This window comes from Gemmobacter nanjingensis (assembly GCF_014652195.1).
GTDB classification, from domain to species: domain Bacteria; phylum Pseudomonadota; class Alphaproteobacteria; order Rhodobacterales; family Rhodobacteraceae; genus Gemmobacter; species Gemmobacter caeni.
Map to the genome: position 1 here is coordinate 1 of NZ_BMYI01000001.1, position 23,097 is coordinate 23,097.

The 23,097-nt window shown below is 59.5% G+C and carries 22 protein-coding genes and 1 tRNA gene; 14 read left to right on the forward strand and 9 right to left on the reverse strand.

Annotation, left to right across the window (positions count from 1 at the left end; all coding sequences use genetic code 11):
- The first annotated feature begins 234 nt into the window (after window positions 1–234).
- Window positions 235–1,236, forward strand: a complete 1,002-nt coding sequence (locus IE126_RS00005; RefSeq protein WP_100196027.1) for an AraC family transcriptional regulator — start codon at window positions 235–237, stop codon at window positions 1,234–1,236.
- A gap of 30 nt (window positions 1,237–1,266) precedes the next feature.
- Window positions 1,267–2,604: a serine hydrolase domain-containing protein gene (locus IE126_RS00010; RefSeq protein ID WP_229825133.1), complete on the forward strand. Its 1,338-nt coding sequence runs from the start codon at window positions 1,267–1,269 to the stop codon at window positions 2,602–2,604.
- A 56-nt stretch (window positions 2,605–2,660) separates the two neighbouring features.
- Here IE126_RS00010 and IE126_RS00015 read toward each other — a convergent pair whose 3' ends face one another.
- A complete protein-coding gene (locus IE126_RS00015) occupies window positions 2,661–3,065 on the reverse strand; it encodes a single-stranded DNA-binding protein (protein WP_189379852.1) in 405 nt (134 codons plus the stop codon).
- Between the two features lie 508 nt (window positions 3,066–3,573).
- On the opposite strand from IE126_RS00015, the gene IE126_RS00020 reads away from it, so the two are divergent.
- The 3 genes from IE126_RS00020 to IE126_RS00030 all read left to right on the forward strand — a co-directional run bounded on the left by IE126_RS00020 (window position 3,574) and on the right by IE126_RS00030 (window position 5,472).
- Entirely contained in the window at window positions 3,574–3,837 is a 264-nt protein-coding gene (locus IE126_RS00020) for a DksA/TraR family C4-type zinc finger protein (RefSeq protein WP_030540722.1), read from the forward strand.
- Window positions 3,838–4,044: 207 nt separating this feature from the next.
- Entirely contained in the window at window positions 4,045–4,389 is a 345-nt protein-coding gene (locus IE126_RS00025; RefSeq protein ID WP_456071383.1) for a metal/formaldehyde-sensitive transcriptional repressor, read from the forward strand.
- 162 nt (window positions 4,390–4,551) lie between these two features.
- On the forward strand, window positions 4,552–5,472 hold the full coding sequence (locus IE126_RS00030) for a LysR family transcriptional regulator (RefSeq protein WP_103025176.1): 921 nt from the start codon (window positions 4,552–4,554) through the stop codon (window positions 5,470–5,472).
- 48 nt (window positions 5,473–5,520) lie between these two features.
- On the opposite strand, the gene IE126_RS00035 is transcribed toward IE126_RS00030, so the two are convergent.
- Entirely contained in the window at window positions 5,521–6,195 is a 675-nt protein-coding gene (locus IE126_RS00035; RefSeq protein ID WP_103025177.1) for an SDR family NAD(P)-dependent oxidoreductase, read from the reverse strand.
- A 400-nt stretch (window positions 6,196–6,595) separates the two neighbouring features.
- Here IE126_RS00035 and IE126_RS00040 point away from each other — a divergent pair, with 400 nt between their 5' ends.
- The 9 genes from IE126_RS00040 (at window position 6,596) to IE126_RS00080 (ending at window position 17,092) form a co-directional block, all read left to right on the forward strand.
- Complete coding sequence (locus tag IE126_RS00040; RefSeq protein WP_229825135.1) at window positions 6,596–7,807, forward strand: glutathione-independent formaldehyde dehydrogenase; 1,212 nt, start codon at window positions 6,596–6,598, stop codon at window positions 7,805–7,807.
- A 337-nt stretch (window positions 7,808–8,144) separates the two neighbouring features.
- On the forward strand, window positions 8,145–9,254 hold the full coding sequence (locus IE126_RS00045; protein ID WP_103025179.1) for an S-(hydroxymethyl)glutathione dehydrogenase/class III alcohol dehydrogenase: 1,110 nt from the start codon (window positions 8,145–8,147) through the stop codon (window positions 9,252–9,254).
- Between the two features lie 52 nt (window positions 9,255–9,306).
- Complete coding sequence (locus IE126_RS00050) at window positions 9,307–9,705, forward strand: VOC family protein (protein WP_103025180.1); 399 nt, start codon at window positions 9,307–9,309, stop codon at window positions 9,703–9,705.
- Window positions 9,706–9,850: 145 nt separating this feature from the next.
- On the forward strand, window positions 9,851–10,681 hold the full coding sequence (fghA, locus tag IE126_RS00055; RefSeq protein ID WP_103025181.1) for an S-formylglutathione hydrolase: 831 nt from the start codon (window positions 9,851–9,853) through the stop codon (window positions 10,679–10,681).
- 20 nt (window positions 10,682–10,701) lie between these two features.
- Window positions 10,702–12,036, forward strand: coding sequence for an NAD(P)/FAD-dependent oxidoreductase (locus IE126_RS00060; protein ID WP_103025204.1), 1,335 nt, complete (start codon window positions 10,702–10,704; stop codon window positions 12,034–12,036).
- Window positions 12,008–13,354 (forward strand): DUF3422 family protein, encoded by a 1,347-nt coding sequence (locus IE126_RS00065; RefSeq protein ID WP_229825136.1) that lies wholly within the window; start codon window positions 12,008–12,010, stop codon window positions 13,352–13,354. The genes IE126_RS00060 and IE126_RS00065 overlap by 29 nt, the downstream gene beginning before the upstream one ends.
- Before the next feature lie 151 nt (window positions 13,355–13,505).
- The gene (gene uvrB, locus IE126_RS00070; RefSeq protein WP_030541533.1) at window positions 13,506–15,482 is read left to right on the forward strand and encodes an excinuclease ABC subunit UvrB; all 1,977 of its coding nucleotides are present in this window, start codon (window positions 13,506–13,508) and stop codon (window positions 15,480–15,482) included.
- 165 nt (window positions 15,483–15,647) lie between these two features.
- Window positions 15,648–16,079 carry a DUF488 domain-containing protein gene (locus tag IE126_RS00075; RefSeq protein ID WP_103025183.1) on the forward strand — a complete coding sequence of 144 codons (432 nt, stop codon included), beginning with the start codon at window positions 15,648–15,650 and terminating at the stop codon, window positions 16,077–16,079.
- A 101-nt stretch (window positions 16,080–16,180) separates the two neighbouring features.
- On the forward strand, window positions 16,181–17,092 hold the full coding sequence (locus IE126_RS00080) for a LysR family transcriptional regulator (RefSeq protein ID WP_103025184.1): 912 nt from the start codon (window positions 16,181–16,183) through the stop codon (window positions 17,090–17,092).
- An 11-nt stretch (window positions 17,093–17,103) separates the two neighbouring features.
- Here the strand turns inward: IE126_RS00080 and IE126_RS00085 are convergent.
- The 7 genes from IE126_RS00085 to sufB all read right to left on the reverse strand — a co-directional run bounded on the left by IE126_RS00085 (window position 17,104) and on the right by sufB (window position 23,096).
- Window positions 17,104–17,180: transfer RNA gene (locus IE126_RS00085), tRNA-Arg, on the reverse strand.
- Between the two features lie 336 nt (window positions 17,181–17,516).
- Window positions 17,517–18,737 carry a cysteine desulfurase gene (locus IE126_RS00090; protein WP_189380318.1) on the reverse strand — a complete coding sequence of 407 codons (1,221 nt, stop codon included), beginning with the start codon at window positions 18,735–18,737 and terminating at the stop codon, window positions 17,517–17,519.
- A gap of 2 nt (window positions 18,738–18,739) precedes the next feature.
- Window positions 18,740–19,264 (reverse strand): YIP1 family protein, encoded by a 525-nt coding sequence (locus IE126_RS00095; RefSeq protein ID WP_229825137.1) that lies wholly within the window; start codon window positions 19,262–19,264, stop codon window positions 18,740–18,742.
- Window positions 19,224–20,501, reverse strand: a complete 1,278-nt coding sequence (gene sufD / locus IE126_RS00100; protein WP_189379853.1) for a Fe-S cluster assembly protein SufD — start codon at window positions 20,499–20,501, stop codon at window positions 19,224–19,226. Before sufD ends, IE126_RS00095 begins: the two co-directional genes overlap by 41 nt.
- Complete coding sequence (gene sufC, locus IE126_RS00105; RefSeq protein ID WP_054303653.1) at window positions 20,501–21,256, reverse strand: Fe-S cluster assembly ATPase SufC; 756 nt, start codon at window positions 21,254–21,256, stop codon at window positions 20,501–20,503. Before sufC ends, sufD begins: the two co-directional genes overlap by 1 nt.
- A gap of 8 nt (window positions 21,257–21,264) precedes the next feature.
- Complete coding sequence (locus IE126_RS00110; protein ID WP_189379854.1) at window positions 21,265–21,579, reverse strand: heavy metal-binding domain-containing protein; 315 nt, start codon at window positions 21,577–21,579, stop codon at window positions 21,265–21,267.
- Entirely contained in the window at window positions 21,576–23,096 is a 1,521-nt protein-coding gene (gene sufB, locus IE126_RS00115) for a Fe-S cluster assembly protein SufB (RefSeq protein ID WP_108129499.1), read from the reverse strand. Before sufB ends, IE126_RS00110 begins: the two co-directional genes overlap by 4 nt.
- Window position 23,097: the final 1 nt, after the last annotated feature.

Sequence of the window (23,097 nt, forward strand, 5' to 3'; positions counted from 1 at the left end):
CGTTTGCGCGACGACAGACACCGCTCGGGGCGAAAAACGCTTGCCCAGCGAGCAAAATCAGGCGATCTTGAAGTCAAGCGGCAGGCCACTTGGGGAATGTCGGACACTGTGTGCCACTAGATGCTTTCGTCGCAACTGCCCATCGGCGGTGCGTAATCATAGACTTTCGAAGCCAATTGGACGAAAAATGAAGTTGAGTGGGCGGTTTGGGTCTTAGGTAGAATGGGGAGCAGTATGCTCAGGAACGCTTTGCTGCTGGACGCCAAGGGAAACCCGATCCACCAGGATCACAAGGTGCTTTCCGATGACTGGGATGAGATCAAGGATTGGTCGAGCAAGGTCTACATGCCTTATGACGTTTCACCGACGGGCAAATTCGACCGGCCGCTTTCCACAATGCACTCAGCGATGATCGGCCGGATCACCGTCACGCGCTTTGCCTATGGCATCCCGGTCAACATCCGCGACTGGTCGCAGGATGCCGGAAACGCCGTGGTGCTTACGACGATCGGGGGCACCGCGCGGCACTGGGTAGATACCGACAACGCGGTGGAAACACCGATCGGCGGGTCGTTCGTGGTGGATTGCAGCCGCACCGACTACAACGTTGATTTCGATCCCGACCACCTGCAACTGAACCTGACCATCCCCCACCGGGTGCTGGAACAGGTCTGCAAGGACTGGTTCGGCTTTGTACCCGGCGATGCACTCTGGCAGCACAAGTGCCGGATCGGCGGCGAGAATTCCAGTTGGCTGGCATTGATGCACTATGTCGTGGCCTGCCTTGCCGAAGCGCCGGACCGCCTGGCGCATGACCGGGCCGGGCGGCATCTGGAACAGACGATCTGCATCCATCTGCTGAACGAATGGGCCGCAAGGGCCGGGCTTGGTCTGGACGATCCGGCCCAGACCCTCGCACCAAAGACTGTGCGTTTGGCCGAGCAATACATGACCGATCACGCGGCCAGCCTGCCAACCATGGGCGAGGTCGCCGCGGCGGCCGGCACGTCAATCCGCAGCCTGACGGCGGCCTTTCGCAAGTTTCGCAACTATGCACCGTCAGACTTTCTGCGCGAACAGCGGCTGCAAGGCGTGCGGCGCGACCTGATTTCGTCTGAGGCAGGGAAAACCGTCTCGATGGTTGCGTATCGCTGGGGCTACATTTCGCTTGGTGAATTCGCCAAAGCCTACAAGGCGCGGTTCGGGGAACGTCCTTCCGATACCCTGCGTCGCTGAATATCTGCCGATGGCAGACAGGGCTTTCCGATGGCAGACAGACGGGCTGCCGTTCCCTTCCTAATTCTGGTGCATCCCGTCGAGGAGGACGGGCAAACGCACTCGGCCATCTCGGCAGCCGACCAAAGCGTGGCGGCGAAGATGATGGCGGAGTGGTCATTTGGGAGGATGAACATGAACACATCGCTGAAATCAGCCGCTGACGCGGTTCTGGCGCGGGCGGTTTCCGGCACACCCGGCGTTCCCGGCGTGGTTGCCGTTGCGACAGACGCAAAGGGCAACATCTATGAAGGCGCCGCCGGGAAACGGCAACTCGACGGATCGGTTGACATGACGACTGACTCGGTCTGCGCCATCTTTTCCACCACCAAGGCCATCACCGGCACCGTGTGCCTGCAACTGGTCGAAGAGGGCAAGCTGGACCTTGACGCGCCGGCCAGCACCTATGCCCCCGAAATCGCCAAATGCCAGGTCATCACCGGGTTCGACGCGTCGGGCAATCCGACCTTCCGCCCGCCCAAGCGCGAAATCACCACGCGCATGTTGCTGTTGCACACGGCCGGGTTTGCCTATGACTTCTTCAACGAAACCTACAATCGGTTGGCCACCGACCACGGGCAGCCGTCGGTCGTGACGGCATCGCGCGCGGCGATCACCACGCCCATCCTGTTCGATCCCGGCGAAGACTGGGAATATGGATCGAACATCGACTGGGCGGGACAGGTCGTCGAAGGCATCCTCGGCCAACGTCTGGGTGTCGCCATGCAGGACCGCGTGTTCGACAGGCTGGGCATGACCGACAGCGCCTTTGCGATGCGCCCCGACATGCGGGCGCGTATGGCAACCATGCACCAGCGCGATGCCGCAGGGGTGCTGTCGCCGCTGGTGGACTGGACCCTGCCGCAGCCGCCCGAGATCGACATGGGCGGGCACGGCTTGTATTCGACGGCGCTCGACTACGCCAAGTTCATCCGCATGTGGCTGAACGACGGCAACGGCCCAAACGGCCGCGTCCTGAAACCTGAAACCGTTGCGATGGCTGAAAAGAACGGCCTTGGCGAGTTGAAGATCAAGGGCTTGCCCGGCGTCATCCCCAGCCTGTCGAACTATGCCGAGTTCTTCCCCGGCATGCCAAAATCCTGGGCGCTGACCTTCATGGTGAACGAAGAAGACGCCCCGACCGGCCGCCCCGCAGGCGCGCTGGCGTGGGCGGGGCTGGCCAATCTCTACTACTGGATCGACCGAAAGAATGGCATAGGCGGCTTCTGGGCCACGCAGATCCTGCCATTTGCCGATCCGGCGTCAGTCGGGGGTTATGTGGACTTCGAAGCGGCCGTCTACCGCAACGCGATCAAGGCCGCAGCTTAATGAAGTGAACCCGGCGGGTTTCCCCGCCGGGCCCCGAGGGGGAGACCCCGTTCTTTTCAGAACGGGATCTCGTCGTCGCGGTCGACCAGCTCGGGGGACTCAAACTCGGCCGATTTCGGGCGGCTCAGAAAGTCGACCTTCTCGGCGATGATCTCGCAGCCGTAGCGGTCGGTGCCGGTCGCGTCGGTCCACTTGGTGTAGTGAATGCGGCCGTGGACGAGGACCTTCATGCCCTTTTCGCAGTGCTCTGCGACAGTCTTGCCGAGACCGTTGAAGCAGGTGATGCGGTGCCATTCGGTGTCCATAACCCGGTAGCCGTTCTCGTCGCGCAACACGCGACCTTCCGAGAGGCGCGGTCGCGAGGTGGCCAGGGTGAAGTTGGTGATCTTCGTGCCGCTTTGGGTCGAGCGCACTTCGGGCTTTTGACCGATGTTGCCGGCGAGGATGACGATGTTCTGCATGCTAAGCTCCTGTGTTTCCTGTCCCTGGGACCGTCCCTTCGACAAGACCCGGAAAAAGCATGTCGGCTGAGGCGTGCACGGGAGACGGAACGTCGACCGGAAACCTCCAGAGGGCCGGGGTGGAGCGGGCAGGTGACGCGTTTCCTCAGAAACGCTAGCCAACACGGCCCGGACTGACGCGGGGTTGCGCGCCAGAGGCCGAACAGGCTTAGGGGATTGTCAGTCGAAGGGATGGCTCCAGGAATGGGAACGATCTGGGGCACTTGCAACTATACCGTATACGCACTCCAGGGCGCAACATTCGAATCTCATCCGTTCGGAGCGCTCATCGCCGAGAGACCGCCCGACAGCGCTGCGGAAGGCGACCTCCGCTGGAGGGATCGAGCAGGCAACTGTCATAGCCCTTGATACTGGGCAGGAGTATTCCTAAATGTGCGTAGCTGGGATATTTGGGCCTCGTGCGCCCATGTAACCATTTGACCTCGCATGCGCTTTGAAGGAGCCGGAAATGGCGAACGGATGGGGACCCGAAGGCGGGGTTCAGGACCAGATTGACGCTACTGTAAGGGATGCGCTCTCAGCGGCACGTTCTCGACTTCCTTTGGGAGACGGCACCCTCGAATGTGAGGTGTGTGGAGAAGAGATCCCGCTGCGACGTCGCCAAGCCATTCCATCAGTCAGGACATGTATTGCTTGCCAAGGCGAACGCGATAAGCGACCAACGTTCTCCGCGATCAACCGCCGGGGCAACAAGGATAGCCAACTGCGTTGAATGGCAGGTGCAGATCGGCTCTTAAGCTTGCTTCGGAGTGGACGTGAGTCGTCATCTTCGTTCGACGGTCAACCGTCGTTCCTAGTGGCCTGAAAGCCGATCAGAATCCGCGCACGAAGGCACAAGACCGGTCCTCTGGCTTGGCCGCATCCAAAGGCCTCGCGGCGGGAAGTCGGCGTCCACCCGATAAAGGCGTGGACATCACACATGGATGAACATATCTCCTGTATAGTATGCCTCAGCGCCGAACAGGAAGATTTGATGCCATACACACCAGAAGAGAAAAGTCGGGCCGTCACTCGCATTCGTCGTATCAGGGGCCAAGCCGAAGCGCTTGAGCGTGCGATCCAAGCTGGGGCCAGCTGCGCAGCGTTGCTTCAGCAGATCGTGGCGATGCGTGGCGCGACCAACGGCTTGATGGCGGAAGTGATGGAGAGCCATCTTCGGGAGACCTTTGATCCACGGATCAAGTCCAAAGCCGCTCCAAAGGCCACTGATTACGATGAAGACCTTGAAGGTGTGATGAAGATCTTACGAACCTATCTCAAATAGCGCATCCCTGTCGTTACGAAACGCGCTTCTTACATCAGTATTTTTCTTTGTTCATCAGATGCTTGAGACGTCCAGCCCCGCAACAGATCGACTGATTCTGCGAAGGCGTTTTGAGTTTGACAACGGGTGCTCTCCTCGCCGTTCTAGCATAGGAGGCGATCTATGATCGTGAGAAATTTTGGATACCTGCTTGCGTTGTATCGCGAGGGGCACTTCGGCAGAGCGGCCAAGAGTTGCAACGTATCGCAGCCCACGCTTTCCGCCGGCATCAAGCAGCTCGAGCAAAACTTGGGCGTCGAGATCGTGCGGCATGGTCGGCGCTATGACGGCCTCACCTTGGAAGGTGAGACCGTGCTGGCTTGGGCAAAGAAGATCGAGAGCAACTGCGAGGGGCTGGAGCGCGACATTTCGGCTCTCAAACGTGGGCTTGAAGGGCAATTCCGCTTAGGCCTCCTGTCGAGTGCGTCGGTGGTGGCGCCGATCCTCAGCTTGGCCCTCGCTGAAAGGATGCCTCTTCTTGAACAATCCATTCGCGCGACCCAGCTCTCGTCGCTGACCAAAGCCTTGCTGGCGCATGAAATAGACATGGCGCTGGTCTATCTCGAAGACGTAACAGAGGAGGACTTCGATACTCACCTTCTATACCGAGAGCAGATCGTCATATTCCAAGCGACCAGAGACCCGTTGCCGCGACAGGTCTCATGGGATGATGTCGCAAATCTGCCCCAGTGCATCTTGGACTGCGCGCTACCCAAAGCCGCGCACTCCAGACTCGGGCACTGTGCCGCAAAGACGATCAGGACCAACAATGTCGATGTTCTCACCGCCCATATAGCGAGTGGGCGATATGCCACCGTCCTTCCGCAATCCCTCGCAACCTATTTTGCTCGGATTCCCGACATTCGGGCGGTTGAAGTCACAGGTGAAGGCACGGATGCCGCTGTTGGGTTGGCTACGATCAGAAATGAGCTGAAATCGACGCCTTCGACCGCACTTTTGGAGATAGTCCGCTCTCCCGAAACAATCGCCGCGATACAGGATGCTTTGGACCTGTATCGCCAGTTTCAACCCGATGGGAGCTGACCGACCGTTCATGCCGTGGCAACGCGGCATGAACGGTCCCGCGACCCGCTATTCCACGTAGATCATTTTCTTGGTCATCCCGCCGTCGACCACAAGCGTTTGCCCCGTAACAAAGCCGGCCGACGCCAGATATAGAACGGCCTCGGCAATGTCCTGGGGACGACCGACCCGGCCCACCGGATGCTGCGCCTCGTCCTCGGCGCGCAGATTTGTTTCGTTCGTGATCCAACCAGGTGCGATTGTATTGACCCGAATTTTTGGGCCAAGTTGCACAGCTAGCGCCTGCGCGAGTGCCACCATGCCACCCTTTGCAGCGGCATAGGCAAAGTCGACGCCTTCCGACATCAACGCGCGCGTGGAAGCCATCATGACAATTGAACCACCGCCGGTGAGTAGGGGCGATGCCGCTCGCGACATCAAAAAGGCCCCTGTCAGATGGCTACCGATAGTGTTGTTCCACTGTTCGAGTGAGGTGTCCCCGAGCTGCATGAATGTGTCGTAAACAAGCCCGCCATTGTTGACGAGCAAGTCTAGTTGATCCCAGCCAAGGGTGCGGAAAGCTTCGGTTACAGATTTTTCGCTCGAAAGATCGCAATAAATCTGCTGACCGATTGCCCCCTCCTTCAGATCAAACGATGCGACTTCCCATCCATCACTCAACAAGGCGGAGCATATCTCCTGACCGATCAGCCCAGACCCTCCTGTTACAATCGCGCGCTTCATAAGGACTCCTTTCTGTCTAGGAATGATAACTAGACTGGCCGCGTTCCGCCAACACAACTAATGCCGGATGAGTGTGCGTGGAAGGCGCCTCGATGAACTTTAACTGCTCCTTCTCTTCGACAGGCATTATGTCGCTACGTTTGTGATATGTTATATCGTATTGTTTTGACGCAGCCGCCATCATCTCGCGGCGTGTTCATAGAAATTTCTGATCCTGGGATAGAATCTTCGAGTTTGCCGCGACGAAGAAGCGAGGGCATCCTGCTTCTACGGTAATGATGAGCCACTCAACGGCGTTATTGTGCTGTGTCGAAGTTATTCGGCTCGGCAGATTGAGGCGCGTCAAATTTTATTCTCATCAATGCTTAGGGGGCACTGAAAAGAACGTAGGAGATATCTGATGGCTACCGGCAACCGGATCGTAACCTTCGAGAAACCGATGGAAATGAAGGTCAACACCTTCAAATTCCCGGAGCTGATTACCCCGCAGGGCAAGAGGGCACCGCACGGCGCCATTCTCAAGATCGTCACCACGAACATCTGCGGCAGCGACCTCCATATCTATAGAGGGTCGTTCGAAGTCCCCAAGGGAATGACGATGGGCCATGAGATGACCGGCGAGGTGATCGAGGTCGGCTCTGATGTCGAGTATATCAAGGTCGGCGACATCGTATCTGTCCCCTTCAACGTGGGCTGCGGGCGCTGCTACAACTGCAAGCACATGCGCTCGGAGGTGTGCGAAAACACCAATCCCGAAGTCGATTGCGGAGCCTATGGCTTCAACCTGGGCGGTTGGACCGGTGGGCAAGGGGACTACCTGTTCGTCCCCTATGCGGATTTCAACCTACTGGCCTTCCCTGACAAGGACGCGGCCATGGAGAAGATCCGTGATCTGACGCTGCTGTCGGACGTGCTGCCGACCGCGTTCCATGGTTTCGCCGCACCCGACTGGCCGGCGCAGCCCTCCTATATCGTCGGTGAGAATGTGCTGATCTTCGGCGCGGGGCCTGTCGGTCGTGCGGGTGCTGCTTGCGCGCGACTGCTGGGCGCAGGCGCCATTATCGTCGCCGACTTCATTCAGGAGCGGCTCGACCTGCTCAAGCCGCACGGGATCGAAACCATCAACCTGTCGGACGGGACGCCGATCGAGGACCACCTCGAACGCATCACCGGCAAGCGTCAGGTCGATCGCGTAATCGACTATGTGGGGCTGGACTGTCGAGGCTTCGGGCCGGATTCCGACAAGATCGTCGAGAATGCCGTGACCAACGCGCTCCTGAAATATGTCCGTTTCGGTGGGATGACCAGCACGGTCGGCGTTTACTGCCCCAATCCGATCTCCAAAGATCCGCTCAGCAAAAAAGGCAGCATGGAAGTCGATTGGGCCAGTGGCTGGATCAAGTCGCCGCGCATGTCGGCGGGTCAGTCGCCGACCGCGAATTACAACCATGCCCTCATGCGGGCGATCCTGAATGATCGGATGCCCTATCTGACCCCGATGATGAATATCAAGTTCATCGCCCTGGAGGATGCCCCGGCGGCCTACAAGGAGTTCGATGACGGATCTGCATTCAAGTACGTCATCGATCCCCATGGCTCGGTGAAGCACTGATCCTCACAACCGGAATGTCTCACGATCATGATCGGGGGGCATTCCGGTTTCGCAGGACGGCTTGACGCAAGAATGCCAATCTTGGCTTGCCAATCGCGCACGCCGCCAGATCGACGAGCCAAACCATTCCGGACCGCACTATCGGCCAGCTACTGCGGTTTTCCGAGTCTCTAACCTCCCTTCACTCCCTGGCAATCCTTGATTTGGACATCCTCTTGCATACTGCATGGGAGTATACTAGGTGTACTCCCATGCAGTATATGCGGCCCACGAATCGACATGTCACAACAGGCATGGCCGCTGGCAGCCCGCTTCAACCCACGAGGAGAATCCAAAGATGAAATCTCGCGCCGCTGTTGCCTTCGAGGCAGGCAAGCCACTCGAAATCGTCGAGATCGACGTCGCCCCGCCCCAGAAGGGTGAAGTGCTCATCAAGGTTACGCATACCGGGGTGTGCCACACCGATGCTTTCACGCTGTCCGGCAATGATCCGGAGGGCATCTTTCCGGTCGTTCTCGGCCACGAGGGCGCGGGCATCGTCGTCGAGGTCGGCGAGGGCGTCACCAGCGTCAAGCCGGGGGATCACGTCATTCCGCTCTACACGGCCGAATGCGGCAAGTGCGAGTTCTGCACGTCCGGCAAGACCAATCTGTGCGTCGCGGTTCGCGAAACGCAGGGCAAGGGCTTGATGCCGGATGGCACCACGCGCTTTTCGTACAATGGCCAGCCTCTATACCACTATATGGGCTGCTCGACATTCAGCGAATATACGGTCGTTGCCGAAGTCTCGCTCGCCAAGATCAATCCCGAAGCGAATCCCGAGCATGTCTGCCTTCTCGGCTGCGGTGTCACCACCGGCATCGGCGCGGTCCACAACACCGCCAAGGTTCAGCCGGGAGACTCCGTTGCCATATTTGGCCTGGGCGGCATCGGTCTCGCAGCGGTCCAGGGCGCGCGTCAGGCCAAGGCGGGCCGCATCATCGCGATCGACACCAATCCGTCCAAGTTCGAGCTGGCCCGCCAGTTCGGCGCGACCGACTGCATCAACCCCAAGGATCATGACAAGCCGATCCAACAGGTGCTGATCGAGATGACGGGCTGGGGCATCGATCACACCTTCGAGTGCATCGGCAACGTCCACGTCATGCGCGCGGCGCTGGAAGCCGCGCATCGTGGCTGGGGCCAGTCGATCGTCATCGGCGTCGCCGGGGCCGGACAGGAGATTTCGACGCGGCCGTTCCAGCTCGTCACCGGCCGCGTCTGGAAGGGGTCGGCCTTCGGCGGCGTCAAGGGACGGACCCAGCTTCCCGGCATGGTCGAAGACGCCATGAGAGGCGACATCGATCTGGCTCCCTTCGTCACCCACACCATGGGTCTGGAGGAAATCAACGAAGCGTTCGACCTGATGCACGAAGGCAAGTCGATCCGCACCGTGATCCACTACTGATCCGACAAATCAAGTCTGTTAACTTCAATAACTAACCTCAAGGAAGAATATCATGGCTGACCCCGTTATCTCCGGCAACGGCGTGTTCTCGCACGTCTTCATCGGCGCTGCCGACGTCGAGCAGTCGGCAGCGTTCTACGACGCCGCTTTGGGCGCTCTGGGCATCAACAACCTCGGCCCCTTCGGCAATGGTTGGGTGCTGTACGGTCGCGAAAAGCCCGCTTTCATCATTGCCCGCCCCGGTAATGGCGAAGCGCCCTCCAGCAATGGCGTGACGGTCGGCTTTGCTGCCGCGACGCCCGCCGAAGTGGATGCTTTCCACGCCGCCGGCCTCGCTGCTGGTGGCACTGACGAAGGCCAGCCTGGCCCCCGTGGCCACCTGCCGGGTGCCTATGCTGCCTATCTGCGCGATCCGGCGGGCAACAAGGTCTGCTCCTACACCTTCATCTAAGGCCGGAAGGTGATGGCGATACCCGCAACCCTATGACTGGCTGTCGCCGGCGCTGAAACAGCCGCCGGCGCTTCCCCCGCACAACAGCCATGAACAGGAGCCTATCGGCACACCGTCCACCAACCGTCGAAGCAAGGAAACAAAAATGGAACGTGTCGAACATCACGCCAGCTTCGGCGGTTGGCAGGACGTCTATCAGCATGACTCGATCAGCCTGGGTTGTCCGATGAAGGTCGGCGTCTATCTGCCTCCCCAGGTCAAGGACGGTCGCGTGCCGGTGCTGTATTGGCTGTCCGGCCTGACCTGCACCGAGCAGAATTTCATCACCAAGTCCGGCGCGCAGCGTTTCGCGGCGGAGCATGGGATCATGATCGTCACGCCGGACACCAGCCCACGAGGCGAAAGCGTGGCAGACGATCCCAGCTATGATCTTGGGCATGGCGCAGGCTTCTACGTCAATGCGACGCAGCAGCCCTGGGCTGCCAATTACCGCATGTATGATTACGTCGTCGAGGAATTACCGGCACTGATCGAAGCCACATTTCCGGCCGATGACCGTCGCGCGATTGCGGGGCATTCCATGGGCGGACATGGCGCACTCGTCGCGGCACTGCGCAATCCCGGACGCTATCGCAGCGTATCGGCTTTTTCGCCAATCGTCGCGCCGAGCCAGGCGCCTTGGGGCGAGCGCGCTTTCACGGCATATCTCGGCGATGACCGTTCTGCGTGGGAGCAATATGATACCATCGAACTCATCAAGACCGTCCGAGAGCGCCTGCCGCTGCTGATCGATCAGGGTCTTGATGACGAGTTTGCAGATCGTGAGTTGCGTCCGAGTCTCCTGCAAGCAGCGTGCGAGGCAGCGGAACATCCGCTGATCCTCCGTCAGAGGCCCGGATACGACCACAGCTACTATTTCATCGCGAGTTTCATCGACGAGCATATGGCCCATCATGCAGCGGCGCTGTTCCAATGACCGCGCCAGCATCTTCGCCCATGCGCGAAACCGCATCGGGCCTTGAGACCGCCTCAGGTCGCCATCGTGTGGTGGTCGTGGGGGCAGGCTTCGGTGGGCTGGAGGTTGTGCAGAGGCTCGCCGGAAGCGGTGTCGCCGTCACCCTTGTCGACCGCCGCAACCATCACCTTTTCCAGCCGCTGCTCTATCAGGTCGCAGGCGCTTCGCTGTCGCCGTCAGACATCGCATGGCCGATCCGCGCGCTCTTCCGCAAGCGCAGGGACGTGCGCACCTTGCTCGGTGAGGTCCGGCATGTCGATACGGACGAGCGGCACGTCCTCCTGGAGGACGGCCCGGCGCTTGCCTACGACACGCTCGTCATCGCGACGGGGGCGACGCATTCCTATTTCGGCCATGACGAATGGGAGCCTTTCGCGCCCGGCCTGAAATCGCTCGAAGACGCGACGACCATCCGTCGCCGTGTCCTGCTGGCTTTCGAGGAAGCCGAGCGCGAAACTGACACCGCCCGGCGAGCCGCCTTGCAGACTTTCGTCATCATCGGAGGCGGACCAAGCGGCGTGGAGCTTGCTGGCACGATAGCGGAACTCGCCCATCGGACGCTCGCGCACGATTTTCGCATCATCGACCCTGATGCGACGCGCGTGGTGCTGATCGAGGCGGGGCAACGCCTCCTGTCGGTCTTCCCGGAGGATATGTCCGCCTATACGCGCCAGGCGCTGGAAAAGCTGGGTGTCGAGGTCAGGCTCGGCATGCCGGTTACGGACTGCTCGTCCGATGGCGTCATTGTCGATGGTGCGCTTGTCCCCGCTCAGACGATCCTGTGGGCGGCTGGCGTGCAGGCATCACCGGCTGCGCGCTGGCTGAATGCGGAAGCTGATCGCGCCGGGCGTGTCATCGTCGGACCTGACCTGACAGTGCCCGGCCAGCGCGACATTTTCGTGATTGGCGACACCGCGGCTGCTACCGGCCCGGACGGAAAGCCCGTCCCCGGCCTCGCTCCCGCGGCCAAGCAGGCAGGGCAATATGTGGCGCGGCTGATCCGTCAGCGGATGCGGGGCTCTAAGACCACCACGCCTTTCCGCTATCGGCATCAGGGCAATCTGGCGACGATAGGCAGCCGTCTTGCCGTCGTCGACATGGGGCGGATCCGGCTGCGCGGCACACTGGCATGGTGGATGTGGAAGCTCATTCACATCTACTTCCTGATCGGGGTGCAGAATCGTCTTAGCGTTGCGCTAAGCTGGTTGTGGACGCATGGTATGGGATATCGTGGTTCCCGGCTGATTACTTATAACAACTACGATGGTTACGGCGCCGCAAAGAAGAATGACAAGGAAGGACCGTCAGTTGAGTGAAGGAGGCGCCACACCGCTTGGCAGTTCTACAGTCTATGGTATGCCAGTCTTGGGTAGCAGGAAGATTGCCCTAGATGAGCTTCATGCCCGCCCGTTTCCCTTGGTAGAAGCTCCGCGCGCCTTGGTGCAACTTGCCTTCATGAACGAAGGCAATCTGGCGAAGGATCGCGAAACCCTGGCCGAACTATCGAGCCGGGTGGGCGCCTCACTACCGGATCAGAGCACTCCCCTTCACGGCCTGACATTCGAGCAGGGCGATCTGCATCGCGAGAAGCACACTGAGTTCTTCACCTACCTGTGGTGCGCACCTCTTGACCCTGAGACCGGGAATCCGGTGGGTCTCGATCCCTTCAAACATGGCTTCATCCCGCCTGGGCCGATCGTATCGGGTATCCGTCTGGATGTCGTGACCTGGACTGAGGAGAGTGCGCAGTCTTACATAGATCGCTTCGATCCGGTCAGCCGCTGCCACTCGCTTGTCGAGGATGGCATGGCCGATATCATTACCGATTTCCGTCAGGACAGCGATGGCCTGACGCGAATTGTCATTCTGGATCGGGGGCTAACGCCAATACGGCTTGGCGCCCTGGCCCAACGGCTTCTCGAAATCGAAACCTATAGGACGCTTGCCCTTCTCAGCATCCCGATGACCCAACAGCTTGGACCGCATCTGCGGGAGATCGAGAAGCGACTTGCCGCCATCACCGACGAGATGCGCCAGTCCGCGCGCCGCAACAGCGAGGAGCTGCTGTCCAGCTTGACGGACCTGTCGGCAACGCTTGAGGCCGACACGGCGTCGAGCCTCTACCGCTTTGGCGCCAGCCGCGCCTATTATGAAATCGTCGAGGAACGGCTGACCGCACTCGGCGAGACTTTCGTCCCCGGCTGCTATCGTTGGCGCAGTTTCCTACATCGCAGGATTGCTCCGGCAATGCGAACCTGCCGTTCTATTGAAGAGCGTCAGGCCAACCTGTCCGACAAGCTGGCGCGCGCAACGACGCTGCTTCGATCCTGGATCGATGTGCAACTCGAACGACAGAACAGCGATCTGCTGGCCTCCATGAACAATAGGGCGAGGCTGCAACTGCGGCTTCAGCAGACCGTAGAAGGTCTGTCTGTCGCGGCAATTTCCTACTATGTCATTGGACTATTGTCCTATCTCATAAAGGGCCTCCCAGGGTACCACGATATCGTTTCACCCGAACTGGTAATTTCTGCCCTCGTTCCCGTGGTCCTGCTCGCGATATGGTGGACCGTTCGGCGGATCAGGAACTCTCATAGCGACCCTGGGCTTCCGGATCGGAGGGATCGAACATGACCCGACAACCTAATTCGGGTGCGAAAGGCGCTCACGAAGCATGCCTCGCCTCCAAAGACCGGATTGCCGGAGCCTACCGGTATTTAGGTTCTAATGGCAGTAATGCCGGGAAGATATTCACCATGAAACGACGCTTGCAGGAGGGTTTCTAATGTCTACCGGCGTTTTCATTTTGCACTCTCAATATACCCCCTCGGGCGATCAGCCCGAAGCCATCGCACGGCTGATCTCAGGCATCGAAGAGGGGGCGCATCATCAGACCCTGAAGGGGATCACCGGATCGGGCAAGACCTTCACAATGGCCAATGTGATTCATCGCCTGAAGCGGCCCACCCTGATCCTGGCGCCGAACAAGACGCTGACCGCGCAGCTTTATGACGAAATGAAACAGTTCTTCCCTGAGAACGCGGTGGAGTATTTCGTTTCATACTATGACTACTTCCAGCCGGAAGTATATCTGCCGGGTAGTGATCGGTTCATCCCGAAAGATTCCGCGATCAACGACCATCTGGAGCGCCTGCGCCTGTCCACGACGAAATCGCTCATCGAGCGTCGAGACACCATCGTCGTCGCTTCGGTGTCGTCCATCTACGGAATGGGCGATCCCGACGATTATCGGGCATTGCAGGTTCCGCTCTCGCCGGGCGCGAGGTTGAGCCTGAACGAGCTTCTTCATGGCTTTGCCCGATTGCAGTATGATCGTACCGAGCACAAGCTGAAGCGTGGAACCTATCGCGTTACCGGCGATATGGTCGAGGTCTTTCCAGCGGATTCGGAATACAAGGCCATTCGTCTCAGGTTGTCGAATGGCGTGATCGAGACCCTTGACTGGATCGACGCAGCTACCGGACAACAACTGGAGAGCATCGCTCACTATCTTGTCTCGCCGAAGACGGTTCTGGCAGCCTCGGCAAGCCAGGTGGAAACCGCCGCCACGGCGATCCTTGAAGAGATGGAAAGGCGTGTTGCTCAGTTAAACAGCGAAAACCGCCATGTGGAAGCGGAACGCCTATATGAGCGGATTACGAACGACGCCGAAATGCTGCGGCAGGTCGGATACTGCTCGGGCATGGAAAACTACGCCTGCTATCTGAGTGGCCGCGATCCCTCCCTTCCTCCGATCACCTTGCTCGACTACCTCCCGAAGGATGGCCTTCTGTTCGTCGATGAATCCCATGTGATGATTCCGCAGATCTCGGCCATGTATAGCGGCGATCAGAGTCGCAAGGACACGTTGATCGAGTTCGGCTTCCGTCTGCCGTCCTCCAAGAACAATCATCCTCTGAGCTTCAGGCAGTTCGAGGCCATGAAGCCGCAGACGATCTTCGTTTCCGCAACCCCTGCCGCATATGAGCTGAATATTTCGCAGGATCGCGTCGTTGACCAGATCGTGAGACCCACCGGCCTGCTGGACCCTGAAGTCGAAGTCCGTCCCTGCGAGGGAGACATCGACGATCTGCTGCGCGAGATTACCGAGCGTGCGGCCAGAAACGAGCGGGTGCTGGTGACGACGCTCACGAAGGTCGCCACGGAAAATCTTCATGCCTTCCTTGAAAGCAAGGGCGTTCGGGCGCGGTATCTGCACTCCGATATTAAGACGGAAGACCGGATTGAGATCATAAACGGCCTTCGCGCCGGCGAGTTTGATGTCCTGATCGGTATAAGTCTCTTGCGCGAGGGACTGGATATTCCCGAGGCATCCCTGATCGCGATTCTCAACGCAGATCGCGCGGGCTTCCTACGAACGGCGCCGACTCTGATTCAGATGATCGGCAGAGCCGCCAGGAACGTCAACGGGAAGGCAATCCTTTACGCTGATGTGGTGACACCGGCAATGAAACAGGCAATGGATGAAACAATCGATCGAAGGCAGCGTCAGATTGCCTTTAACGAAGAGCATGGCGTCACCCCCTCTTCATCCATCCGAAAAATCGCCTCCGAGCAATCTCCGGCGTCCGAACCTTCAGTTCACTCGGAAGCGTTCTGTGCCAACCTCTCGGAGCTTTGTAATCGGATCGGCGAGGCAGAGCATCGTCTGCTGTCGGCCGTCGACACCGGCGACGACGCACTGGCGGAAGACATTCGCCTTCGCCTGGACAAGCTATATGGCCAGTTTATCTATCTATGATCACATTAGACGTGGATCGGTATCTGAAGCGTTCTGGCCACCCGCTGAAGTACATTCATTAATGAGCAAAGAGGTATTTTTCCTGGAACGATGGTTCGTCCGACGCAAATACGGGCTTCGGCAGCACAGATCCGTGAGGCTGGGGATCTTGGGTAGATCAGGACGATGAGAATATTCACCATTGGGTTCACCAAGTCATCGGCTCAGCACTTCTTCACGAGGTTGAGAGACTCCGGCGCCAAACGGCTTGTCGATGTTCGCCTCAATAATGTTTCACAGTTATCAGGCTTCGCGAAGCGTGACGACCTGAGATATTTTTCCGAAGCCCTGTGTGGAATGGAATATGAGCATCTGCCGGAACTCGCACCGACGAAGGATATGTTCGAAGATTTCAAGGTAAGAGGGGGAGACTGGAACAGTTATGCCGCAAGATTTCGGGATCTGATATCGCGACGCCAGATCGAGATGATCGACAAGGAGAAAATTGAAGGTGGATGCCTGTTGTGCAGCGAGGACAAGCCGCACCACTGTCATCGACGACTTGTCGCAGAATACTTAGCAACAAAATGGCCTAACGTTGAGATCGTGCATCTCTAGAGCACGAACAAAAGACGGCAGGAGATAGGCCCTCCTCTCTGTTCAACAGGGTGCCAGACCGACAGCCGCCGTCTCAATCACATGCGGGAGGATTTCGCTGTATGAACGAAGCTGCCCTGCGGCATTTGAAATATGTACTCAAGGTCGTCGAACTGGGTAGCATGCGGAAGACCGCGCAGGCCCTGAGCGTTCAGGAGTCTACCGTTAGCAGAAACATTGCCGCCATCGAACAACGCCTCGACCTGCTCCTGTTTGAACGCCACAATAACGGCGTCAGACTGACCGCTGCCGGACGGGACTGGATCGAGGGTGTGCGCGAACATTATCGCGGGCTTGAGGCGGCGCTCAGCCAAGGCAATCAGCAAACAAAACATAACGACCTACTCCGCATCGGCCTCAGCACACCGTTCGGTCGCGAGTTCCTTGTCCGTCTCATTGATCGGTTCGAAAAGCGCTATCCGCGCATTGCCGTCACGTTTCAGGATGGTTCATGCCGCAACCATACAAACGCCATCCGTCGTCGCCATCTGGACATAGCCTTTATGTGCGGCGGCTATGAAACTAGACCCTGCCGGCGTGAAGATATCTGGAGTGAAGGCCTGGTCGCTTTGCTGCCGGCCGATCATCGCCTTGCCGAAAAGGAAGCCTTGACTTGGAGCGATTTTGCTGGGGATCGGCTGCTCGTACCGCAAGGCGCTGACGGTCCGCTGCTCGAGCCTTGGCTTACAGATCGCATCTCCGCCGGAGAACGGGCACCCGTTATCGAACAGTGTCAGGCCTGTCAGGCCACGATCGTTCTGAAAGTGCAGATTGGCAGTGGCTTTACCGTCACCGGGGTAAGCTTTGCCGACGCCATCGATATCACTGGTACGGTATGGCGGCCAATCGTCGGACCGGACAGCATCGGCACGATAAGCGCCGTCTGGCTTGATACCAATCCCAAACGCGCAGCCCTGCATCTGCTCGGCATCGCCAGAAATATGGCGGTCGAACTGGAGCAAAGATCAAGTTGAAGAAAAATGGGTGGCGCACCCGACAGGATTCGAACCTGTGACCTTCGGCTTCGGAGGCCGACACTCTATCCAGCTGAGCTACGGGTGCATCTGTGTTCAGATAGGGTTCGAGACCGAACTGGGTCAATCACGAATCCGACTTCGAATCGACGATACCGGACTAGGCTAAAAAGCTCTGCCGATTGTCGCCGCTCGTTCTCTACAGCCTCCTTCAGTTTGCTTCCGTGATGCTTCCGTGACCACGGAAGCGGTTTTTGCGCTTCCTTCGAGCATCACCAAGATATTGGTTTTGCTCAATTTTCTTACCTAGCACCCACAACCCACTTGACTTAGCCTTGCCTTCGGAGGGCAACGCTCTATCCAGCTGAGCTATGGGTGCGTTGCGGCCTGAATAGACCAAGCCGCAGGGGCGCGCAACACGGAATCAGGCGAAAAGTTCGTGGCAGAGTTCCAGCGCCTCGACCAGCCGGTCGACCTCTGCCTCGGTGTTGTAAAGCGCGAATGAGGCGCGGCAGGTGGCGCCCACGCCCATATGCTCCAGGAGCGGCATGGCGCAATGGGTACCGGCACGCACGGCAACACCCTTCTTGTCCAGCACGGTCGAGATGTCATGCGCATGGGCCGGGCCTTGCAGCGTGAAGGAGAAGATCGCGCCCTTCCCCGCTGAATTCCCCTGCACGTTCAGCCAGTTGAGACCGGCGAGCCGCGACCGCGCATAATCGCGCAACCGGCGTTCGTGCGCGGCGACATTCTCCATCCCCAGCGTCATCAGGTAATCCAGCGCCACGCCCAGCCCGATCTGCTGCACGATACCGGGCGTGCCTGCCTCGAATTTCATCGGCGGGTCGGCATAGGTTACCGCATCGCGTGTCACTTCGCGGATCATGTCACCGCCACCGAGGAAGGGGCGCATCTCAGCCAGACGCTCGCGCCGGATATAGATCGCGCCGGAGCCGGACGGGCCATAGAGCTTGTGCCCGGTGATGGCATAGAAATCACAGCCCATCGCCTGCACATCGACCGGCATATGCACCGCGCCCTGGCTTCCATCGACCAGCACCGGCACGCCCTTCTCGCGCGCGCCCCGGCAGATCGCGGCCACATCAACCACAGTGCCCAGCACATTAGACATCTGCGTCACCGCCACCAGACGGGTGCGAGGGCCGATGGCGTCGATCACCGCCTGCGGGTCCAGATCGCCGTTGGCGTCACATTCCACCCATTTGAGCACCACGCCCTGCCGTTCCCGCAGGAAATGCCAGGGCACGATATTGGCGTGATGCTCCATGATGGACAGCACGATCTCGTCACCGGGCTGGAGCCGTGGCGCAGCCCAGGCGTAGGAAACGAGATTGACCGCCTCGGTCGTGCCGGAGGCGAAGACGATTTCCTCTTCGTCTCCCGCGTTCAGAAAGCGGGCGATGGTTCCGCGCACGGCTTCGTACTTTTCAGTCGCAAGGTTCGAAAGGTAATGCAAGCCACGGTGAACATTGGCATATTCCATGGAATAGGCCCGCGTCACCGCGTCGATCACGCATTGCGGCTTCTGCGCGGAAGCGCCGTTGTCCAGATAGACCAGCGGCTTGCCGTTCACCTCGCGCCCGAGGATCGGGAAATCCGCGCGCACCTTCGCCACATCGAACATGCTCATGCCCCTTGTTCCACCACGCTCAGCCCCATGATCCACTGGAACAGGAAACCGGCGAAAGCCACCAGCCCGGTGGCGGTCAGTTGCGGACCCGGCCCGATCATCCCGGCGACCAGCCCCACCAGCAGCACCAGCGGCGTGACAGTGACCAGCGCCCAGAACAGCGCCAGCCGTGCGCCATACCAGCTGCCGCGCCCGCCGCTCAGACGCCCCACCAGACGGCTCGCCGCCGCCAGCAGGTAAAACACCGGGATTGTCGCCAGCAGCCCCAGCCCCACAGCCAGCAATTGCGCCGACAGCGGCTTGTCCGGGTTCATTACGGTTTCGCGCGCCGCAACCGGATATTGCGCGATGAAGGCGATCAGCAGAAAGACGAACAGCAGGCTGAAGGCGAAAGGCTCGGACACGCCGCGTTCCAGATGACGGCGCAGCACCGTGCGGGGGCGCCGCCAGCTTTCGACGATATCCGAGGTGACCGCCATCTTACTGCCCGTGCCGCGCCAGCCAGCTTTCCAGACGGGCACGAATATCTTCGGCCAGTCCTTCGTCCTCGATCTCCTGAATGGCTTCCGCGAGGAAGGCCAGCACCAGAAGCGATTGCGCCTGACGCAGCGGCACCCCGCGCGAGCGCAGGTAGTAAAGCGCCGTCTCGTCAATCGCGCCCGAGGTGGACCCGTGCGAGCATTTCACGTCATCGGCGTAGATTTCCAGCTCGGGCTTGGCAAGGAACTGCGAATGGTCATCCAGCAGCAGACTTTGGGAAATCTGATATCCGTCCGTCTTTTGCGCGCCGGGCTTCACAAGGATCTTGCCCTGGAACACGCCGACGGCGCCATTCTTCAGCACCTTCTTGAACACCTGACGGCTTTCACAGCGTTCTGCCGCATGAGTCACGAACACCGTGTCGTCATGGTGGAAGTCGCCATCGCCGACCGCGGCCCCCGCCACATGCGCCACCGCATCATCGCCGGTCAGTTCGATCACCGCCTCGTTGCGCGTCAGCACGCCATTGGCGGTCAGCGTGAAGCTCTTGAACAGCGATTCCCGACCCAGACGGGCAAAGATATGCGTCACGGCGCGGCGTTCGTGATCACGGCCCTGGGTGCGGATATGGTGGAAACGGGCGCCATCGGCGACCTCGACTTCCAGCACTTTGTTAAAGCGCGCGGCGGCCGGGCCGTTTTCCAGCAGCGTCAGCTCGGCGCCTTCCTCCAGCTTCACACAATGATGAAGGATCGCATCGGAAGTTTCTGATTTGTGTAGATAAATCAGGGAAACAGGCTTGGCGGCCCTGCCGGTAACGCGGATCAGAACGCCTTCTGTAGCCGCAGCGGAATTCAGCGCTGCCAGCGGGCGTTGCACCGGGGTCTGACCCCGCGTCTCAAGCACGCCATACAGCGACTGCGCCCAATGGATGTCGGCCGTCTGGCGGCTGAGCAGTTCAACCCCAGCCGCTTCCAGATCGTCGGATTGCGCCGGATCGAAGACACCGTCAACAAAGACAACCTTCACCCGGTCGAACCCGGTAAAGGCCATCGGCTCGTCCTTCGGGTCGAACAACGAAGCCTTGGGCGCGTCTGCCTGCACCAGCGACGACGGATCGGTATAACGCCAGTACTCATCCCGCCGACCGGGCAGGCCCATGGCGCGCAGCCGCGCCAGCGCTTCGGCCCGCGCGGCCCCGGCCCATCCGCCCTGCGGCAGCGCCAGCACGGAAAGCCGCGCCTCCGCCGCGTCGCGTTTCGCCTCCGCGACCGCCATCACAGCACCTCGGCCAGAATGTCGGCGTAACCGTTGTTCTCGACTTCAAGGGCCAGTTCCGGCCCGCCAGTCTTCACGATGCGGCCATCCGCCATGATATGCACGACGTCAGGTTTGATATGGTCAAGAAGCCGTTGATAATGCGTGATAACAAGGAATGCGCGGCCTTCGCTGCGCAGCGCGTTCACACCGTCGGCCACCAGTTTCATCGCATCGACGTCGAGACCGGAGTCAGTCTCGTCCAGAATGCACATCTTGGGCTCCAGCATGGCCATCTGGAGGATCTCGTTGCGCTTCTTCTCACCGCCCGAGAAGCCCACGTTGACCGGGCGCTTCATCATCTCGGCGTCGATCTTCAGTGCCTTGGCCTTTTCGCGCACGACCTTCAGAAACTCGCCCGCGCTCATTTCCTCTTGCCCGCGCGCCTTGCGCTGCGCGTTCACAGCGGTGCGCAGGAAGGTCATGTTGCCAACGCCCGGAATTTCCACCGGATACTGGAAGGCAAGGAACAGGCCGGCGGCGGCGCGTTCTTCGGGCTCCATCTCCAGCAGTTCCACCCCGTCCAGCGTGGCGGAGCCGTCGGTGACCTCATAGCCGTCGCGGCCCGAGAGCACATAGCTCAGCGTCGATTTGCCCGAGCCGTTCGGCCCCATGATCGCGTGGACCTTGCCCGCCTCGACCCTGAGGTTCACGCCCTTGAGGATAACCTTGTCATCCTCTTCAAGTTTGACGTGCAGATTGTTGATTTCCAGCATGATTTTCCTCAGTCGACAGTCACGGCGGTGCCGGAGATCGACACCATGAGCATGGAATTCCCGACCACTTCGTAGTCCAGATCCACGCCGACAACGGCATTGGCGCCCAATGCACGGGCGCGGTCTTTCAATTCTTTCGTGGCCTCTTCGCGGGCATCGGCCAGCTTGCTTTCATAAGCGCCCGAGCGTCCGCCAATCACATCGGTGATCGAGGCAAAGAGATCACGCACGATATTGGCGCCCATGATGACCTCGCCGACCACCAGCCCGTGATAGGCGGTGATGCGGTGGCCTTCGATGGTGGGGGTGGTCGTGACGATCATCCGACCGAGCCTTCCAGCGAGATCGCCACGAGGCTTTGCGCCTCCATGGCGAATTCCATCGGCAGCGCTTGCAGCACTTCCTTGCAGAAGCCGTTCACCACCAGCGCCACGGCCTCCTCTTCGTCCATCCCACGTGAACGGCAGTAGAAGAGCTGGTCGTCATCGACCTTCGAGGTGGTCGCCTCATGTTCCACCCGCGAGGAATTATTCTTCACCTCGATATAGGGCACGGTATGCGCGCCACATTTATCCCCGATCAGCAGGCTATCGCATTGCGTATAGTTCCGCGAATTCAATGCCTTGGGGTGCATGCTTACCAGTCCGCGGTAAGTATTCTGCGCGCGCCCCGCCGAAATCCCTTTCGAGACGATGCGGGATTTGGTGTTCTTGCCCAGATGCACCATCTTGGTGCCGGTATCGGCCTGCTGGGCATTGTTGGCGATGGCGATGGAATAGAACTCGCCCTGGCTGTCATCGCCGCGCAGGATGCAGGACGGGTATTTCCAGGTGATCGCGCTGCCGGTTTCCACCTGCGTCCACATCACCTTGGAGCGTGCACCCCGGCAATCGGCGCGTTTGGTCACGAAGTTGTAGATGCCACCCCGGCCTTCCTCGTCGCCCGGATACCAGTTCTGGACAGTGGAATATTTCACCTCGGCATCGTCCAGAACCACAATCTCCACCACCGCAGCATGAAGCTGGTGGGTATCGCGCTTCGGGGCGGTGCAGCCTTCCAGATAGCTGACATAGGCGCCCTTGTCGGCGATGATCAGCGTGCGTTCGAATTGCCCTGTGTTTTCCGCGTTGATGCGGAAATAGGTCGACAGTTCCATCGGGCAGCGCACGCCCTCGGGGATGTAGACAAACGACCCGTCCGAGAAGACGGCGCAGTTCAGCGTGGCAAAGAAGTTATCCGACTGCGGTACCACTGTGCCGAGGTATTTCTTCACCAATTCCGGGTATTCGCGGATCGCTTCAGAGATCGAGCAGAAGATGACGCCCGCCTTCTTCAGCTCTTCCTTGAAGGTCGTGCCCACGGAAACGCTGTCAAACACCGCGTCAACCGCAACCTTGCGCGGCTCGTCGGCACCTTCAACACCGGCCAGAAGCATCTGTTCCTTCAGTGGAATCCCCAGCTTCTCATAGGTCGCCAGCAGCTTCGGATCGACCTCATCCAGGGACTTCGGCTTCACCGCCATGCTCTTCGGCTTGGCGTAGTAATACTGATCCTGATAGTCGATTTCCGGGTAGTTCAGCATGGCCCAGCGAGGTTCTTCCATCTGGAGCCAGCGGCGATAAGCGGCCAGACGCCATTCCAGCATCCATTCCGGTTCGCCGTTCTTTTCGCTAATGAGGCGCACGATATCCTCATTGAGCCCCTTCGGCGCATATTCAGTCTCGATGCTGGTTTCCCAGCCGTATTTGTATTTGCCGGCCATGGCCTGCACGGTTTCGATCGTCTCGCGGTCGACGCCGTCGCGCACTTCGATCTGGTCTTCGGTTTCCAGTGCCGTCATG

Excerpts from the sequence above, each read along its gene's own strand:
- IE126_RS00005 (WP_100196027.1), top strand. The coding sequence starts at position 235 with ATGCTCAGGAACGCTTTGCTGCTGGACGCCAAGGGAAACCCGATCCAC.
- IE126_RS00010 (WP_229825133.1), top strand. The coding sequence starts at position 1,267 with ATGGCAGACAGACGGGCTGCCGTTCCCTTCCTAATTCTGGTGCATCCC.
- IE126_RS00015 (WP_189379852.1), bottom strand. The coding sequence starts at position 3,065 with ATGCAGAACATCGTCATCCTCGCCGGCAACATCGGTCAAAAGCCCGAA.
- IE126_RS00020 (WP_030540722.1), top strand. The coding sequence starts at position 3,574 with ATGGCGAACGGATGGGGACCCGAAGGCGGGGTTCAGGACCAGATTGAC.
- IE126_RS00025 (WP_456071383.1), top strand. The coding sequence starts at position 4,045 with ATGGATGAACATATCTCCTGTATAGTATGCCTCAGCGCCGAACAGGAA.
- IE126_RS00030 (WP_103025176.1), top strand. The coding sequence starts at position 4,552 with ATGATCGTGAGAAATTTTGGATACCTGCTTGCGTTGTATCGCGAGGGG.
- IE126_RS00035 (WP_103025177.1), bottom strand. The coding sequence starts at position 6,195 with ATGAAGCGCGCGATTGTAACAGGAGGGTCTGGGCTGATCGGTCAGGAG.
- IE126_RS00040 (WP_229825135.1), top strand. The coding sequence starts at position 6,596 with ATGGCTACCGGCAACCGGATCGTAACCTTCGAGAAACCGATGGAAATG.
- IE126_RS00045 (WP_103025179.1), top strand. The coding sequence starts at position 8,145 with ATGAAATCTCGCGCCGCTGTTGCCTTCGAGGCAGGCAAGCCACTCGAA.
- IE126_RS00050 (WP_103025180.1), top strand. The coding sequence starts at position 9,307 with ATGGCTGACCCCGTTATCTCCGGCAACGGCGTGTTCTCGCACGTCTTC.
- fghA (WP_103025181.1), top strand. The coding sequence starts at position 9,851 with ATGGAACGTGTCGAACATCACGCCAGCTTCGGCGGTTGGCAGGACGTC.
- IE126_RS00060 (WP_103025204.1), top strand. The coding sequence starts at position 10,702 with ATGCGCGAAACCGCATCGGGCCTTGAGACCGCCTCAGGTCGCCATCGT.
- IE126_RS00065 (WP_229825136.1), top strand. The coding sequence starts at position 12,008 with ATGACAAGGAAGGACCGTCAGTTGAGTGAAGGAGGCGCCACACCGCTT.
- uvrB (WP_030541533.1), top strand. The coding sequence starts at position 13,506 with ATGTCTACCGGCGTTTTCATTTTGCACTCTCAATATACCCCCTCGGGC.
- IE126_RS00075 (WP_103025183.1), top strand. The coding sequence starts at position 15,648 with ATGAGAATATTCACCATTGGGTTCACCAAGTCATCGGCTCAGCACTTC.
- IE126_RS00080 (WP_103025184.1), top strand. The coding sequence starts at position 16,181 with ATGAACGAAGCTGCCCTGCGGCATTTGAAATATGTACTCAAGGTCGTC.
- IE126_RS00090 (WP_189380318.1), bottom strand. The coding sequence starts at position 18,737 with ATGTTCGATGTGGCGAAGGTGCGCGCGGATTTCCCGATCCTCGGGCGC.
- sufD (WP_189379853.1), bottom strand. The coding sequence starts at position 20,501 with ATGGCGGTCGCGGAGGCGAAACGCGACGCGGCGGAGGCGCGGCTTTCC.
- sufC (WP_054303653.1), bottom strand. The coding sequence starts at position 21,256 with ATGCTGGAAATCAACAATCTGCACGTCAAACTTGAAGAGGATGACAAG.
- IE126_RS00110 (WP_189379854.1), bottom strand. The coding sequence starts at position 21,579 with ATGATCGTCACGACCACCCCCACCATCGAAGGCCACCGCATCACCGCC.
- sufB (WP_108129499.1), bottom strand. The coding sequence starts at position 23,096 with ATGACGGCACTGGAAACCGAAGACCAGATCGAAGTGCGCGACGGCGTC.